Source organism: Cytobacillus sp. FSL M8-0252 (genome assembly GCF_038007345.1).
In the GTDB taxonomy this organism is placed as follows: Bacteria; Bacillota; Bacilli; order Bacillales; family Cytobacillaceae; genus Cytobacillus; species Cytobacillus kochii.
The window spans coordinates 1,031,351-1,047,183 of record NZ_JBBOWZ010000001.1 but is presented as its reverse complement, the minus strand read 5'-3'; the positions used below and the strand labels follow the sequence as shown (position 1 = coordinate 1,047,183).

Below are 15,833 nucleotides of genomic sequence, written 5' to 3'. Positions count from 1 at the left end.
CCTTTCTGTTTTCATTTATAAAATTAAATAGATTTTAAGCTTTCTTCTCGTATTAATGATAACAGTTCTTCTTTGTATTGTGCGAATTGATTTGTCGCTTTCACACTAAAGTCTCTTGGTCTAGCAATATCAATCGGCACCTTTTTCTTCAGTCTTCCTGGTCTAGCTGTCATTACATAAACCGAATCAGCTAGAAAAATTGATTCATCGACATCATGCGTAATAAAGAGAATCGTTTTCTTCGACTTTTCCCATGCCTTTAATAAAACCTCTTGCATAATATTTCTTGTTTGCGCATCAAGTGCACCAAACGGTTCATCCATCAATAATACCTTCGGGTCATTTGCTAACGCACGAGCGATGGCCACACGCTGTTTCATCCCTCCAGAAAGTTGAACAGGATAATGATTCTCAAATCCCTCTAATCCAATTAATTGAAGATAATGGCGAGCGAGATCATCTCTTTCCTTTTGTTTTGCTCCCTTTAATTTTAAGCCAAAAGAAATATTTTCTTTCACCGTCAACCAAGGATATAGAGTATACGATTGGAATACCATGCCCCTATCTGGGCCAGGCCCATCGATAGGTTGGCCATCTAATAATACCTCACCAGTTGTCGCTTCTTCTAAACCAGCAACAATTCTTAATACCGTTGATTTACCACAACCGGAGGGACCAAGAATCGTGACAAATTCACCATCATCAATGGTAAAGGATGTTTTTTGTAGTGCGGTTGTGTCGCCGCTTTTTGTTCTAAATATTTTATCCACATCTTTAATTTCAAGCTTCGGTGTAGTCATATTACAATCCTTCCTTTCTCATCCATGAAAAAGATTTACGGTAAATCCATTTAAAGATGAGGTCAGTCAATAATCCTAATAAACCAATAATCAAAATACCAACAATAATTTTATCAGGTTGTAGGAATCTTGATGCCTGCATAATCATATAGCCGATTCCACTGGAAGCACCAACAATCTCTGCCACAACTAAATAAGTCCACGCCCATCCAAATGTAATTCTTAATGTATCAACAATCCCAGGCATGGTTGCCGGGAGTATTACTCTCGTAAATACTTGTAACTTAGAAGCACCTAATGTATAAGAAACATCAATTAAATCATTATGCACATTCTTTGTTACATCCATGATCATTAGCGTTAATTGAAAGAAAGTTCCGAGAAAGATAACACTCATTTTTTGCGTTTCTCCAAGACCAATCCATAAAATTAATAATGGAATAAACGCTGAAGCTGGCATATAACGAATAAAACCAATGAGTGGCTCAAATGCGCCTTGCATAATTTTTAAAGAACCCATTAATATCCCAAGCGGTACACCAATTAAGGCTGCCACTAAGAAACCGACTAATACTCTTGAAAAACTAATGCCTATATCTGAAAGAAGATTTCCATTGGTAAATAAATCTATGCCTGTAGTTAATACCGCCGTAGGTGTTGGTAAAAACAACGGGTTAACGAGCCCAGTATAAGTAATCCCTGCCCATATTCCTAATACAATAAGAAAAGTGATAATGCCCACTGATGAATAAAGGGACTTTGGAATATCTTTATTCGGGGTTAATAATTTTCCTAACATTTTTTCTCACCCATTTTCTAATTTTTCCTTCTTCATCCATTTACCAGAGATAAAAATAACCTGAGCCTAACCGCTGACTGCTTGCGGTTAGGCTCCAAATGATTCATATCATTACTTGATAAAAGTGGGGTTAATAATATCTTCTGCTGCTGGTTCAGCTGTAATAATCTCTTGTTCTTTATAGAACTTTGCCGCGTTTTCAGTCGATTGGTAAATGCCGCCTTTAGCGTCTTCTGTACCAAATAGTTCCTTATTCGCCTCATTATCCAAGAACTTTAATCCTTCTGCCGTTGCAACAAATTCTTCTACATCAATTTTTAAGCCTTTTGCCATGATTTCATTCGCTTCATCTTCGTTTTCTTTCCAGTAGTCCATTGCTTGACCCATGGCTGTTACAAATGCTTGTACATCTTCAGGACGCTCTTCAATGACTTTTTCCGTGAAACTAACTGTATCAACAATAATACCAGGAAGATCTTTCGTTGTTAGTAATACTTTACCGTTCGCTTCAGAACCGTTAGATAACCAAGGCTCCCATGTAACTGCTGCGTCTACTTTACCAGCTGCAAATGCTGCTCCTGCATCCCCAGCAGACATTGGTACAACTTCAACATCTTTTTCAGTTAAGCCTCCATCTTTTAGCGCGGTTAAAGCTAACATATGACTTGTAGACCCGACTTCAAAAGCAACTTGCTTGCCTTTTAAGTCACTGATTTCTTTAATATCATCTTTGACTAAAATACCGTCTCCACCGTAAGAATCATCCAATAACCATACCACATTTAAAGGAATATCTGATGCAGCTAATGATACTTGCACATCAAGTGCAGTTGCCATTCCATCGATTTGTCCGCTTGCTAGGGCTTGTTTTCTTTCTCCAAGACCTTCAACAATTGAAAGTTCAACATCTATTCCATTCTCTTCAAAATAGCCTTTTTCTTTTGCTAAAAATAGCGGTCCATAACCTGTCCATGTTGGTAAAGTAACTTTTAATGGTTCTTTGTTTTCGCCAGAACCCTCTTCAGATTCACCAGATCCGCCGCAAGCAGCTAATGTTACAGCAAGGACCATCATTGTGATTGCTAAAAACCATTTTTTCATGACTTATTTTCCTCCATTAACCATTCTATTTATTTTTTTAACATGTCTTTTCCGTATTCATCTGCTTGCTTGACAGCTGTGATAACCATATCTGGTGTCACCGCAAATGGCATATTCTCCATATCTTCAATAGTCACTGAAACGTCTCCAAGTTCCTGCCACTGTGATTCAGACAATTCAGGCACATTCATTTGCTGTAGTGTATATGGTAGATTCACTTTTTGATAGTAAGCAATTAACTCTTTGATTTCGCTTTCTTCTTCATTTTCCATTGCTAGCATCGATAAAATACCAAAAGCAACAATTTCACCATGATACGTTTCATGTATTTCTGGGAATATCGTCAACCCAGAGTAAATGGCATGCGCACCTGCAGTTCGACAATCATCACCGCCGTACCCACTTACACTTCCACTAATTAACAGAATCGCATCAATCATATCTTCAAGCTCAGTTGACAATTCCTTATTTTTCATAGATGCAACTGATTGCTCACCGATTGCTAACATCGTTTTGTATAACTGATTAGCAATAGCAATCGCTGTTTGATTCCTTGCATTTGGTGTTGCTTTTTTAACTGAAGTCTTCGTTTCGAACCACTTAGCTAACGTATCACCAATTCCAGCAATCAGATATCGAACAGGCGAGTGCAAAATAACTGTTGAGTCAACAACAACCATTTCTGGCACCTTCGCATCTCGACTGATGGCAAGAAATTCACCTTGTTCACTATATGTAATCCAAATAGGAGTCGTTGCTGCGCATGTCGCTGCAATCGTCGGGATTGCAACAAGAGGTTTATTTACGTGTGCGGCTACTGCCTTAACAGTATCAATCGCTTTCCCTCCACCACATACAAGGATGACATCATAATCGATTGTACTGAGTTCTTCTATTAATCTCTCAACATTTTCTCTAGAAGATTCTCCACCGTACCAAATGGAAGCATCCAGTGTCATTCCCTCATTATTGAAACTGTCTCTTATATGACTTTCCACTATTTCACGACTCTTTATCCCACCAATAAGGACGACTTTTTCTCCAAATTTCTTTACATTACTACCAATTTTCATAAGTGCGTTTGGCTCTCTTATATACTCCGGTGTACCTACTGTTATTTTCATTAGAAAGAACCCTTTCTATCCAATTGCATAGATATGAATATTTATTAATTTTATTTAATCAATATACGACTTTCCACCTAAGCTGTCAATGAAAAATTGTGATTTTACCCTGATAAAATTTGTTGTACCAGTCAGTTTTTAATTAATATAAATAAAGTGATTTTTCTAAGTTCTTATAAAGATAACTTTTTGAAAATAAAAACGAATGGTTTGTGGAAAAAGTGGAGGACATTTAGCAGCTTGGAAGGCAGAGATAAATACAAAGTTATAGTATAATCAGCCTTATCAAAAACGATGGGAGACCTGTTTGTGAAAAGTAAAGGTGTGATTTCTTTCGGTGAAGTAATCATGGATCGCATTATTTCACCTAATAGCCAATCATTCATGAAAGTAGGAGGAGCAACCGCTAATGTAGCCATCCGTCTAGCTAGGAAAAGTGTTCCTACCTTTTATATGACAAAAATAGGTACTGATGAGCATAGTCAATATGCCAAACAGCAATTAGAAGATGAAGGTATCAATCTGTCTGGTACCATTACTTCAGTTAATAAAAAGTTATGTATAGTATCAATTGTGCAAGAGGATGGAGAGCGTGAATTTCAATCTTACGAAAATGACACCCCTCATATATGGTTAGAAGCAGACGAGTTGAATGAAAGCATCTATCGAAAAACGCAGATCTCCTATTTCGGTTCCGGGACGCTTTTTCATGACATCGCAAAGAAGACAAGCTTGAAAGCACTTGAATTAGCAAAGAAATATCAGCATTTCATCGTCATGGATGCAAATATCCGTTTAAAGAGATGGAAGAATGAATCAGATTGTAGAAAGACAATCAATTCCTTTTTAAAAGAGGCAGATCTAATTAAAATGACGGAGGAAGAGCTGCTATTTCTTTGTAAAGCCAAAGATTATAGAACAGCATTACAACAGCTTTCTTCATGGTCTAATCAGTGGATACTGATTACTAGGGGTCGTTTAGGTGCAAAATTACTTCATAAAGAGAAGAGTATAACCGTTGAAGCACCTACCGTAGATGTTGTTGACACAACTGGAGCAGGAGATGCCTTCTTATCAAGTATTTTGCACGATATTTATTATCACGGGATTCCATCAAACGAGCTGGAATGGAAACATGTACTCCTTCGAGCAAATACAGAAGGAGCACATGCTGTTTCTATTTTCGGTGCTTATTAAATAGTCTACTCTTTTAAAGCAAAGACAATCATAAGCTGAGGCAGAGTGGGTAATGCCTCTTCATTTATATTGAACTTGGGATGATGGTTTAGGATAGCGACTATTTTCACTTCATCCCAACATTTACAAATGCAACAACCTTCCCTTTATATAAATCCAAAATCTTTTAGCTCACGTTGAAGGTTCTAGCTCGGAAAAAGTATCCTTTCAAACGGTTCATGAACCTTTACCTTTAGAAACTTTCGGGATGATTATATATGGGAGGCTTCCATGGTATGAAATGACATGTTTAATAATGGATGAAGCATTAGTTCGTTATCTACTCAAATTGCGCCGCGCTCAGCTTCTACTTTTGCTTCAAATGCGGCGATTCCCTACTCAATTTCGTATCATTCTGAAAGCAGTGATTCATCGGCTCATTACTACCTTTCAAAATATATCTACCCATATTTTCACAGCTGTAGCTAGTATTAATAATGCGAGAATCATTTGCAGCACTTTCGTATTCATTTTTTTACCTGCCATTGCACCTAAAGGTGAAGCAATTAAACTAGCAATAACCATGATGATTGCCGGATAATAGTCAACTTGCCCAGTAGTGACTTTTCCAACAGTTGCACCAATGGATGATATTAAGGTAATAGCAAGAGAAGAAGCAATCGTCATTTTTGTTGGGATTCTTAATACGGTTAACATAATCGGGACTAATAAAAAGGCACCTGCAGCCCCAACAATCCCTGCTGCCACACCGACGACAAGCGCAAGAGCTGCCGCTAACCATTTATTAAAAGTCACTTGATCAAATGGGATATCATCTAATCCCTTTTTAGGTATAAACATCATGACTGCAGCAATTAAAGCTAGTATACCGTATACGAGATTAATGCCACCTTCTGACATGAGCTTCGATCCATAACCGCCTATAAAACTACCTATTAAAATACTAGCCCCCATATAAATGATTAATGTTTTATTCAAATATCCACCTTTACGATATGCCCAAACCCCGCCAATCGTAGCGAAGAAAACCTGGACAGCACTAATACCTGACACTTCATGCGCAGTAAAAGTCGCGACACCTAGTAATGGTGGAATATATAATAGCATCGGATATTTAATGATAGAACCACCGATACCAAGTAATCCTGATAAGTAAGAGCCAATAAAACCAATTAAAAATATCGTCACAATAAATGCTAAATCCATTATGCTCATCTCCTTAAAGCTGACCTAAAAAAGGGACCAATCTCCGGTCCCTCTATATGAATATTTCTTTATCTCACCGCACAGCGATTGGGTCCAATCTCCATCTCTCTTTGTTTATCATTATCTGGAGTGATTTTCCCCATATTTGTTTGACGTATTTCTTGATACGCATTGGGTTGCGGTGGGAGATTTTCAGTGACAATCTTTCTAAATTCACTTTCGTCCTCAATATTTAACCCATGGTTCTGTTTAAAAAGAACACCTAATTTTTTGGCAACACTGCCATCATCATTCAATTCATCAATCATCATAAAATGGGCAGGTAAAACGATGAGTTCACTTGATAGTTGTTTATATCGCTTATATAAACTCTCACGTAAATCTCCAACCCAGTCATCTGCAAGCCCAGCTAAATCGGGTCTACCGATAGAATCAATAAACAATATATCGCCTGTTAATAAATACCGTTCATCTACGACAAATGAAGTCGAGCCAATGGTATGTCCCGGTGAATAAAGGGCATGAATATTGATAGATGTTTCCCCAATTTTTACTTCACTACCATCTTCTAGTTTGGCATAATTGAATGTTACTTCCCCTGCATCTTTAGGTGGTAACCAATAAACAGCGTCCATCTTTGCTGCGATGTCACGTCCGCCAGAAATATGGTCTGCATGTAAATGCGTATCAAAAACATGCGTAATTTTCACCTTTTTTTCTTTGGCAAAATCAAGATATACATCTATCATTCTCGTAGCATCGATAATTGCTGCTTCACCATCTGAAATGACCATATAAGATAGACAGCCTTTACCCATACGGACGAATTGATACATTTCTCCTCCTGTACTCAATTCCCCTACTTTAACAGGCTCTAAATGCTCACTCCACGCTTTCATTCCACCTTCTAAATAACTGACCTCCAACCCTTCATCTGATAGCATCTCCGCCACCATGATAGAAGAGCCTTCTTTCGCACATACAACTAAGATAGCTTGATCTTTAGGCAGCTGCTCAATGATTCCTTCTACACCGTCTAATAGGTCAAAGTAAGGTATATTCAAATAGTTAAAATCATGACCTTCTACCTTCCAATCTTGAAAATCAGCTTCATTACGAACATCTAGAATAAATAATGGCTCTTTATTTACTACCATCGTTGTTAATTCACTTGCTTTCATTTTATTAAAAGACATCATTATACCCCCAATGGTATTTATTATTTCAAAATTTTTTGTGCTACAACCATATTTTCATTTATTATTTTTAAATTCCTTCCACTTTCCCATTCCAACTATTCATACCTGGCACAACATTGACTGCTTTAAATTCCTTACTTTCTAAAAGTTGTGCTGCCATATCACTTCGGTTACCGGTACGACAAATAACATAAATAGGCTCATCTTGATTAAGTTTATTTAGTTCTTGCTGCAAACGTCCAAAAGGTACAGATAACGCACCAGGTATGTGACCAAAAGCATACTCCGCTTCTTCTCGAACATCTAGAATCTGTATAGACTCCCCGTTAGCGATTTTCTCTTTCAGCTCATCATTCTTAATGACATGTGGATGGTGCCGTTCTGGTTGTTCCTCATAATCAGAAGCCTTACGAACATAATGCTTTAGTACTTCCCCTTCCTCTACAGTACCTAGATATTGATGTCCTGTACTTTCAGACCAAGCTTTGAGGTCAGCTTTAGACCCTTTGTCAGTTGCTAGAATTTCCATTACTTGCCCTGCCTCTAATTCCTTCATGGCCTTTTTTGTCCGGACAATTGGCATCGGACAAGCTAACCCTTTTGCGTCGACTGTTTGATTTGCTTTCACTTCATTCATCTCTTTGGCCCTCCTTATATACCTATATGGGTATATTTAAATGTAAAAAAAATTATACTACCTTGCCATCCCATGCGAGCATTCCACCTGACATGTTCTTCACACGATAACCATGTTGTTCTAATAAAGCTGTTGCTTGCCCACTTCTTGCCCCTGAACGACAAACCATTATATAATCTTTTGATTTATCTAATTCATGCATTCTGAACTCTAATAATCGTAATGGTATATGAATGGCTGATGGAATTTTTCCTTGTTCTACTTCTTCCACTTCTCTTACATCCACAATGCTCACATCATAGTTGTTTTGCAAGAGGTCTTTGACACTTTCTGGTGATACTTGAATCATAATAAAACTCCTCTCTTACCAGGCATTCATCCCGCCTTTTATATTTGTGATTTTTGTATACCCTAGTTTCTTCAATTGTTTCGCTGCTTGCATACTCCTCAAACCACTTTGACAAATGACTACTACTTCTTTGTCTTTGTTTAAATTCTCTGCTTGATCCTTCAATTGCTGCAACGGAATGTTTTGGAAAGAAGGAATAGACCTACCTTTAAACTCTGAATGAGTTCGAACATCAACAAACTGTTTTTCCTTATCTTTTAGCACCATTCGTAAATCGGCAGTTGAAATCTGCTTTATTCCTTTCACTGATATAAAACGTGTAAGAAAAAAGGCAGTAATAAAGAATAAAAGGACATAATTGATCATTTCCATTTCATATCCCCCTATTGATTAGATAAATAAATTCACATTCCCATCTTCAGCATCTGCTAAATAAGCAGCTACACCTGCATACTCAATACCGTCTAATAGTTCCTCCTGTTGTAACCCCAACAAATCCATTGTCATTGTACAAGCAACCAGTTTGATATCTTGTTCTTGTGCCATTTCAATTAAATTAGGGAGAGGGACTGCATTATGTTTTTTCATCACATTTTTAATTAATTTTGGGCCCATACCTGCAAAGTGCATATTAGATAGCCCCATGTTATCGGCACCTCTAGGCATCATTTTTGCAAACATCTTTTCCATAAAACCTTTTTTTACTGGTACTAACTCTTCTTTTCTTAAAGCATTTAGTCCCCAAAAAGTGTGAAAAATTGTTACTTCATGATCGTAAGCTGCTGCACCATTAGCAATAATGTAAGCCGCCATAGCTTTATCATAGTCCCCACTAAATAAGATAATAGTTGTTTTTTTCTTTTCTACCATAATAGCCTCCTTCTTACCCTTTTTTAATCCAGAATTTAAAAACATTATTTTCTTCAGTATGATCGACTAATTCATGGCCACCAGATTTAGCCCATGCTGTTAGATCACTTTTTGCTCCTTTATCTGTTGCGTGAATTTCTAAAACCTCACCACTTTGCATGTCATTCATTGCCTTTTTCGTTTTCACAATCGGCATTGGACACGCGAGCCCTTTGGCATCTAATACTTTGTTTGCATTCATTATTATTTCCTCCTTTTTGATATACATATACCCCTATAGGTATAATAAAAGATAAAAAAATATATTGTCAAGAGAACTCTATCTACTTTTTACTAACATCGATACAGCCTCTTTTACCATTTCTTCATTACTTGATCCTTCAGTCCCATTTAGTACGCATTCAACTAAATTATTGCTGACGATTAAACCAATCGTCCGATCTGCTGCAGAACGAACAGCTGAGAGTTGTGTTACAATTTCCCGACAATCTTTATTATCTTCCATCATTTTTACGATACCGCGTAATTGTCCTTCCATTCGTTTTACACGGTTGATCATTTGTCGATTATATTTCATTAATGCCTCCCTCCTTACAACAACCATCATATACCCCTATAGGTATAATGTCAAATGGAAGTAAAAAGAAAATATTAAATTTCTAATATCCCTCTAAAATATTGTTTTACTCCAACCTTATTTGCCCAGCTTTTTGTTCCATATTCATAATGCCACCACTCATCTATATTCGAGATGAAACCAGCCTTCAACATCGTTCTTTTTAATAGTTTTCTATTGGCTAGGTAAATATTTTCGAGCGAGGTCAATGGTTTTTTTTCCTCAAAATAATCTAACTGCGACCTTTCATGAAATTCATCAAATTCACTTCCCATTGGTAAGAGCCCATTGCCATCAAATAAGGTAAGGTCAACTGCTCCACCACTTAAATGCGGAGAAGGGTGATCAACATCTTTTGTAGGCTTAGCCACATATTTTGCTAGTTCCCTTTCTAAAGAAACACCTTGAAACCCCTTTAGCATTAACTCCTTCTTTGTTGCTTCATAAATGGCAAGCTGTGTTTCAAAAGAGCGCCATCCATCCCATACGTTAACCCCGATTCCTTCCGGTAGAAAAGTAACTACTTTCAAAAGTTGAGTAGCAACCTCACTTCTCACATAGCATTCGTTATGAGTACCGTTTAGTCCCATTTTGTAGTAGTACGGTTCAATTTTAATTCTTTCCGATAAACGAGAGAGCGGCAACATTCGTTCGGTCATTCTTTGTTCACCTCTTTTCACGTCATTTTCTATATTTAATTTAGTAGCTTCTCGTCTCTGTTATTCTTAAAAGTCATCTTTAAGCATTTCAAAGATTCATGTCCTAATTTACCAAAAGTAAATTAGGACATACACACTTTGCTTGACAATTCCCTAACTTATTTTTGGGGTGTGATCTGGTTGACTTTCCACTCAGTTGTATTTGTTTTTCCTATTTCATTTTTCAAAATTTTCCATATCATCCTGCTGATTTTCATTCTGGATGTTTTATCATTTATTTATTCGTTACTTATCGCCATTACCCTTTCTAGTCATTTCATTTTCTTTCCTCATTGGCTCCAACATTTACTGAAACATTAACCAGAGATTTTTCACATGTGCCAGCTTCATCTTTCTGATACTATGTGATCGTTTTTCTTGAATATATTACACAGAACTGTTCTGTGTCACTGGTATCCAAATAGCTGTTTTCACTTGATCAGCAGATAAGTCTTTAGTTTGGATAGAGACAATTTCAGGTCCTTCAAGTTGTTGGTAGTTAGTTGAAGGAAACCATTCTGCGTATATTCTTCCCCAAGCTTCTTGCAATGTCTTTGGAAATGGGCCGATTGTTTCAAAAATTGCCCATTCCATAGCTGGCACTTCAAGTGCTGAATATCCTTCCACTTTATTTGAGATAGAAGCAACACCAATATAATGATCGAGCTCTCCTTTTTCTTCCATTCTTCCTTCAGAAAAATTGGTTGAGGCTTGGATGATGCCATTTGGTTCAACATTTGATAATGTTAATAGCTGTTGAATCTTTTTCTCATCTAGTTGATGCCACATTTCTTTAATTGCTGGATTTACACCCTTAAATACAATTGGTACTCTTTTTTGTAATCCGATAATCCAAAAAGCCTCTTTTTTTACGATATGATAATCCATTTCTACTCCTCCCTGTATGATTAATTGGAAGGTCATCTTAGGAAAAACTTTTAAAACATGTTGATTATGTCTTACCATTCTTGGAGTAACTCCATGAAATGAATAAAATGCTCTAGAAAAGGCATCAGCGGAACGATATCCATATTTTACAGCGATATCTATTACTTTCAGATTCACATGATCTTGTATATCTATTGCTGCTAATGTTAAACGTCTTTTTCTTATATACTCAGATAAGGGCATACCCGCTAAGAAAGAAAAAGTTCTTTTAAAATGATAAAGTGAACACCCAGCTACCCTAGCCATCTCTTTTTCATTCATTTGTTCAGTTAAATTTTTTTCGATGTAAGCTAGAGCATCATTTAACCCTTTCATTTGATTCATTATCTGACCTCCCATAAATATAGAATAGCAACAGATACTAAGTAAGAGTCCGACAATTCTTGCACTAATATTATCGGGAAGAAGTTATCCTCCAAGTTTTGGCGATTGGGGATTTGTCCTAGCTAAGCGGAAGCCCATCTCACTTGAAGATGTCGATATTTCTGTTGAGACAAAGTTTTTACGAATGAGATATTAGAAGGACTCACTGCATTCGGAAAAGATATCGATGAGAAAATGATAGATAGTAAAGGCATGCCTATTGAGCCGGAAGTGAATACCTTGATCCATCCAACCTTAATCGAGAAATATGAACGTGCTTGGAAGAGCTATTAAAATAGAATATCTTACACTCACTCTTAAGTAGTTTTGTCCTTTCTCTACCTTTTTTTCATATGAAAGACGTTTTATTACATCTTAGTTTCCTCGTTGCTTGAATGAATACGGATCTTATATTCTTATATATCTGTTGTTATTCGTTCAAGCAAACTTGTTTACGATTATTCTTTGCTACTATCAAGAAGATGGATTTTCTAATTACATGCCTAATTTTGAACTCCTATTCCTGATTAATTCAGTAGCAATAATAAATATAGAATGAGCTGATTGGTTTAAATTTTCGTTAAGGTTACCACTTAAATAGCTTTACTTTTATTGTTATAAATGAGAAAAGGAATGACAGTCGCCATCCCTTTATTTTCCTACTGGTTCGTAGCATATACAATTAGTCACATGATCATTAACCATTCCCACAGCCTGCATAAAACTATATATGGTTACAGGACCTACAAATTTAAATCCCTTCTTTTTTAAATCTTTACTTATCTGGCTAGATAATTCCGTTTGAGCAGGGACTTGATCTTCGGATTTCCACTCATTCTGATAAGGTATATGATCTACATAGCTCCAAATGTACGCTGCAAAGCTGCCGTATGTTTTTTGAACTTCCAATAAAACGCGAGCATTATTTCTAACTGATTGTAGTTTGGCTAAATGCTTAATCACACCGTGGTTCTCTTTAATGGCTAATAGGTCGGCGTCTGTTAAACTTGCACAATATTCAATATCAAAATTATGGAACGCCTCATGGTAGTTAGCTCTTTTAGATAGAACAATCTGCCAAGATAGACCTGCCTGAGCACCTTCCAATGAAAGCATTTCAAACAAATAGCGATCATCTTTACTAGGAATACCCCATTCCTTATCATGATAAGTCTGCATTAATTGATTGCTATTTGACCAAGAACATCTATACATATATATGCCTCACTTTTTTTCTTTGACTATAACATTGTTTAATGGTCATTGCATGTATAAGAAAGACAAGATTATTTTACTAAAATATAATTCCAACTTTATACCCTCAATCAAAAGAGGCGTAAGGTTAGGGAGCTCATCCTAATCGATAAAGCAAGCATGATAACATACGATTCGGCATATTTACCATAAAATACTGATAGGATAAACAGGAAATTATTTTACAATTCGAACAGAAAAGAGGAATGGCGATGAGTAAAGTAAAAGCTTCTCTATGTGCATTATTAGTTATTTGTCTTATCCCTATTACTGCTACGGCTAGTAGTGGATGGGATTATTTAGGTGAACAGAGTTTATCAAGTAACGGAGCAGAAAGTGAAATTTATGCTTCTACTGGTGGCGACTATATGATTTGCCGTGATAACTATGTTGGTCCAAAAGGAAAAGTGAAAGTAGAGTTATGGGAGTACGATCCCGAAAGCTATAATGATTATGTCGGCTATCGCAATATTGCAAGGGGAGAATGCGGGATTTTCCGTAGTATCGGTAAATTTGTTGACGGAGGAAATGAAGCAGAATTTTTCGCTAAATCTCGTACCAGTAGTAATATTCATTTAATTTTTTACGATTAATAAGCAAAAAGTGCGCGCCGGCTTACGAGGTAAGAAGCTGGTGAGCACTTTTATCTATGGGTTATCTTTTCACCCTTGAAATGGTTAAACCATCTCCTATTGGAATTAAAGTAGACTCTAGTTGAGGATGACTAGCGACTATTTGATTAAATCTCTTCATATTTTCTGTATAACGTTTAGGTTCACTACTTTCATCCGCTACACTTCCATTTGCAAGTACATTATCACAGACGATTAATGCACCATCCTTTGCAAGCTTAATACAAGCAATTAAATAATTTTCATAGTTTTCTTTATCGGCATCAATAAAGAAGAAATCAAATTGTCTCCGTTCCTCTTCAAGTACTGCTAAACTTGTAAGAGCTGGACCTACGATATAAGATACTTGCTCATTAAACCCCGCTTTAGCTAAATTGCCTGAAGCTAGTTCGGCATAGCTTTCTTCTATTTCTAAAGATGTTAGTTCTCCCGACTTCCCAAATCCTCGTGCTAAACAAATGCCACTGTATCCACCGAGCGCACCAATTTCTAGAACATTCTTTGCTCCTGATGTTGATACGAGCAATGTTAAAAGCTTCCCGGTAGAAGGAGAGACAGAAATGGCTCTCATTCCATTTTCATTAATTGATTGAAGTACCTCCTCTAGGAGCTCATCGTATTGATAAAACACCTTATCAATATATCGATTAATTTGTTTCATGCTCATCCCCCTTATCCGTATTCAGTTCTGACTCTCTCGCTAATTCGTTCAAATGAAAATGATGGATGTATTCTTCAATAATCATATCTATTGCTCTCAACTCTCCCACTAATATAGGGTTAATGGTCTGCAATTCTGGTGATGTTAATTGTTTCTTCAAAATCGATTCCTTGAGCCTTAAGCTCTCTAAAAAAGTGAGCGCTCGTCCTCTACGAAATGTTTTAGCCCCCTCTTTATGCGGGCGGTTTCTTTTGCCCCTTCGCTCACCTCTAGGATGATCCTCGAATTCACTTTGTTTATCTTTCATTATCTCACCTCCTTCGTACATTACAATTGTATACAAACGTATACAATTAAGTCAATCTAGATTATATGGGTGACTGTTAGTAGCTAGTGAATGTTCACTTGCCTTTTTCTTGAGTCATCCCTCTCACACATGCTACCATTAAAAGTGACATAAATTGGAGGCTGTGACTATTGACAATACAAATAGAAGAACATTTACAGCAAATAACTGAAAGAATCATTACTCAAAAACCTTTATTAGCAGAAAAGCGACATATAGCAGCTAATCAATCCTATACAAAGAAAACACAAGTGGATATCAAACTTTGGCGAGAAAAGTTAATAAATATTTATGCTCAATCTATCTCAACATCCGAAGAGCACACGTTTGAAACCTTACAAGAATGGGGAAAAGAAACGGTTAATTTATGGGCAAATCTTAACTTGAATCTTGAAACTGCAATTGAGGAAGTAAGATACTATCGATCACTGATCGGTGAAATCATCAAGAAAACGGCCAATGATTTCGCTCTAAGTATTGATGTATTTTACGATATCATTTCAAAATTTGATGCTGTAGTAGATCGTGCTGTTTATTGGCTGAGTATGTCTTACTCGAAACAGTTTAATCAGCGAATCCTTAGTGCAGAAACTGCAGCCGAAGAACTTTCAATTCCCATTGTAAGAATTACAGAAAAACTCGGGGTCATCCCTTTGATTGGTATTATGGATACAAATCGTGCACAAAAACTGATGCATGTCTCAATAACGTCTGCTTCTAATCTTGAATTAGAGCATATCATCTTTGATTTATCAGGCGTACCCATTATTGACACGATGGTCGCCAAGCAATTATTCGATGTAATTGAAGCACTTCAATTAGTCGGCATTTCAGCGAAAATCTCGGGTATTCGCCCAGAAATCGCTCAGACAATGGTTTCACTTGGCGTTAGTTTTAAAGTAAAAACCTACTCTAGTCTCCACCTCGCTGTAAAGGAAATCCAATAAATGAGAAAAAGAAGGGGCCAGCTTTGGCCACCTCCTTCTTTTATAAATGTGTATAAAAATCTCTGACACATTATTTCACTCCCCAA

General features: G+C 36.8%; 20 protein-coding genes. 3 read left to right on the top strand and 17 right to left on the bottom strand.

The features are described 5' to 3' along the window. Window positions 1-23: 23 nt before the first annotated feature. The 4 genes from MKX83_RS05480 to MKX83_RS05465 all read right to left on the bottom strand — a co-directional run bounded on the left by MKX83_RS05480 (window position 24) and on the right by MKX83_RS05465 (window position 3,824). The gene (locus MKX83_RS05480; RefSeq protein WP_095370352.1) at window positions 24-800 is read right to left on the bottom strand and encodes an ABC transporter ATP-binding protein; all 777 of its coding nucleotides are present in this window, start codon (window positions 798-800) and stop codon (window positions 24-26) included. 1 nt (window position 801) lies between these two features. Further along, on the bottom strand, window positions 802-1,599 hold the full coding sequence (locus MKX83_RS05475; RefSeq protein ID WP_095370353.1) for an ABC transporter permease: 798 nt from the start codon (window positions 1,597-1,599) through the stop codon (window positions 802-804). A 111-nt stretch (window positions 1,600-1,710) separates the two neighbouring features. Continuing rightward, complete coding sequence (locus tag MKX83_RS05470; protein WP_095370354.1) at window positions 1,711-2,700, bottom strand: ABC transporter substrate-binding protein; 990 nt, start codon at window positions 2,698-2,700, stop codon at window positions 1,711-1,713. A gap of 29 nt (window positions 2,701-2,729) precedes the next feature. Then, complete coding sequence (locus tag MKX83_RS05465) at window positions 2,730-3,824, bottom strand: iron-containing alcohol dehydrogenase family protein (RefSeq protein ID WP_328199646.1); 1,095 nt, start codon at window positions 3,822-3,824, stop codon at window positions 2,730-2,732. A 309-nt stretch (window positions 3,825-4,133) separates the two neighbouring features. Between MKX83_RS05465 and MKX83_RS05460 the strand changes: the two genes are divergently transcribed. Continuing rightward, window positions 4,134-5,021 (top strand): carbohydrate kinase family protein, encoded by an 888-nt coding sequence (locus MKX83_RS05460; RefSeq protein ID WP_341054507.1) that lies wholly within the window; start codon window positions 4,134-4,136, stop codon window positions 5,019-5,021. A 429-nt stretch (window positions 5,022-5,450) separates the two neighbouring features. Here the strand turns inward: MKX83_RS05460 and MKX83_RS05455 are convergent, their stop codons facing one another. From MKX83_RS05455 to MKX83_RS05405, 11 genes are all read right to left on the bottom strand, one after another. After that, entirely contained in the window at window positions 5,451-6,227 is a 777-nt protein-coding gene (locus MKX83_RS05455; protein WP_095370357.1) for a sulfite exporter TauE/SafE family protein, read from the bottom strand. A gap of 68 nt (window positions 6,228-6,295) precedes the next feature. Next, window positions 6,296-7,423, bottom strand: coding sequence for an MBL fold metallo-hydrolase (locus MKX83_RS05450; protein WP_095370358.1), 1,128 nt, complete (start codon window positions 7,421-7,423; stop codon window positions 6,296-6,298). 70 nt (window positions 7,424-7,493) lie between these two features. Further along, window positions 7,494-8,063: a sulfurtransferase TusA family protein gene (locus MKX83_RS05445; protein WP_095370359.1), complete on the bottom strand. Its 570-nt coding sequence runs from the start codon at window positions 8,061-8,063 to the stop codon at window positions 7,494-7,496. Window positions 8,064-8,115: 52 nt separating this feature from the next. Then, window positions 8,116-8,412, bottom strand: a complete 297-nt coding sequence (locus tag MKX83_RS05440; protein WP_328199645.1) for a rhodanese-like domain-containing protein — start codon at window positions 8,410-8,412, stop codon at window positions 8,116-8,118. Window positions 8,413-8,427: 15 nt separating this feature from the next. Next, entirely contained in the window at window positions 8,428-8,784 is a 357-nt protein-coding gene (locus tag MKX83_RS05435; RefSeq protein WP_095370361.1) for a rhodanese-like domain-containing protein, read from the bottom strand. 18 nt (window positions 8,785-8,802) lie between these two features. After that, window positions 8,803-9,282, bottom strand: a complete 480-nt coding sequence (locus MKX83_RS05430; RefSeq protein ID WP_095370362.1) for a DsrE/DsrF/DrsH-like family protein — start codon at window positions 9,280-9,282, stop codon at window positions 8,803-8,805. Between the two features lie 13 nt (window positions 9,283-9,295). Continuing rightward, window positions 9,296-9,523 carry a sulfurtransferase TusA family protein gene (locus MKX83_RS05425; protein ID WP_095370363.1) on the bottom strand — a complete coding sequence of 76 codons (228 nt, stop codon included), beginning with the start codon at window positions 9,521-9,523 and terminating at the stop codon, window positions 9,296-9,298. A gap of 78 nt (window positions 9,524-9,601) precedes the next feature. Beyond that, on the bottom strand, window positions 9,602-9,859 hold the full coding sequence (locus MKX83_RS05420) for a metal-sensitive transcriptional regulator (RefSeq protein ID WP_095370364.1): 258 nt from the start codon (window positions 9,857-9,859) through the stop codon (window positions 9,602-9,604). A 74-nt stretch (window positions 9,860-9,933) separates the two neighbouring features. Next, window positions 9,934-10,557, bottom strand: coding sequence for a M15 family metallopeptidase (locus MKX83_RS05415; protein WP_341054503.1), 624 nt, complete (start codon window positions 10,555-10,557; stop codon window positions 9,934-9,936). Between the two features lie 426 nt (window positions 10,558-10,983). Continuing rightward, window positions 10,984-11,868, bottom strand: coding sequence for an AraC family transcriptional regulator (locus MKX83_RS05410; protein WP_095370367.1), 885 nt, complete (start codon window positions 11,866-11,868; stop codon window positions 10,984-10,986). A 690-nt stretch (window positions 11,869-12,558) separates the two neighbouring features. Next, window positions 12,559-13,122, bottom strand: a complete 564-nt coding sequence (locus tag MKX83_RS05405; RefSeq protein ID WP_341054500.1) for a DNA-3-methyladenine glycosylase I — start codon at window positions 13,120-13,122, stop codon at window positions 12,559-12,561. Between the two features lie 251 nt (window positions 13,123-13,373). On the opposite strand from MKX83_RS05405, the gene MKX83_RS05400 reads away from it, so the two are divergent. Next, window positions 13,374-13,754 carry a hypothetical protein gene (locus MKX83_RS05400; protein WP_095370369.1) on the top strand — a complete coding sequence of 127 codons (381 nt, stop codon included), beginning with the start codon at window positions 13,374-13,376 and terminating at the stop codon, window positions 13,752-13,754. A gap of 61 nt (window positions 13,755-13,815) precedes the next feature. Here MKX83_RS05400 and MKX83_RS05395 read toward each other — a convergent pair whose 3' ends face one another. Together MKX83_RS05395 and MKX83_RS05390 are read right to left on the bottom strand one after the other, a co-directional pair. Beyond that, window positions 13,816-14,454: an O-methyltransferase gene (locus tag MKX83_RS05395; protein ID WP_095370370.1), complete on the bottom strand. Its 639-nt coding sequence runs from the start codon at window positions 14,452-14,454 to the stop codon at window positions 13,816-13,818. Next, window positions 14,441-14,761 (bottom strand): hypothetical protein, encoded by a 321-nt coding sequence (locus tag MKX83_RS05390; protein ID WP_095370371.1) that lies wholly within the window; start codon window positions 14,759-14,761, stop codon window positions 14,441-14,443. Before MKX83_RS05390 ends, MKX83_RS05395 begins: the two co-directional genes overlap by 14 nt. 170 nt (window positions 14,762-14,931) lie before the next feature. Between MKX83_RS05390 and MKX83_RS05385 the strand changes: the two genes are divergently transcribed. After that, window positions 14,932-15,747 (top strand): STAS domain-containing protein, encoded by an 816-nt coding sequence (locus MKX83_RS05385; RefSeq protein WP_340978105.1) that lies wholly within the window; start codon window positions 14,932-14,934, stop codon window positions 15,745-15,747. Window positions 15,748-15,833: the final 86 nt, after the last annotated feature.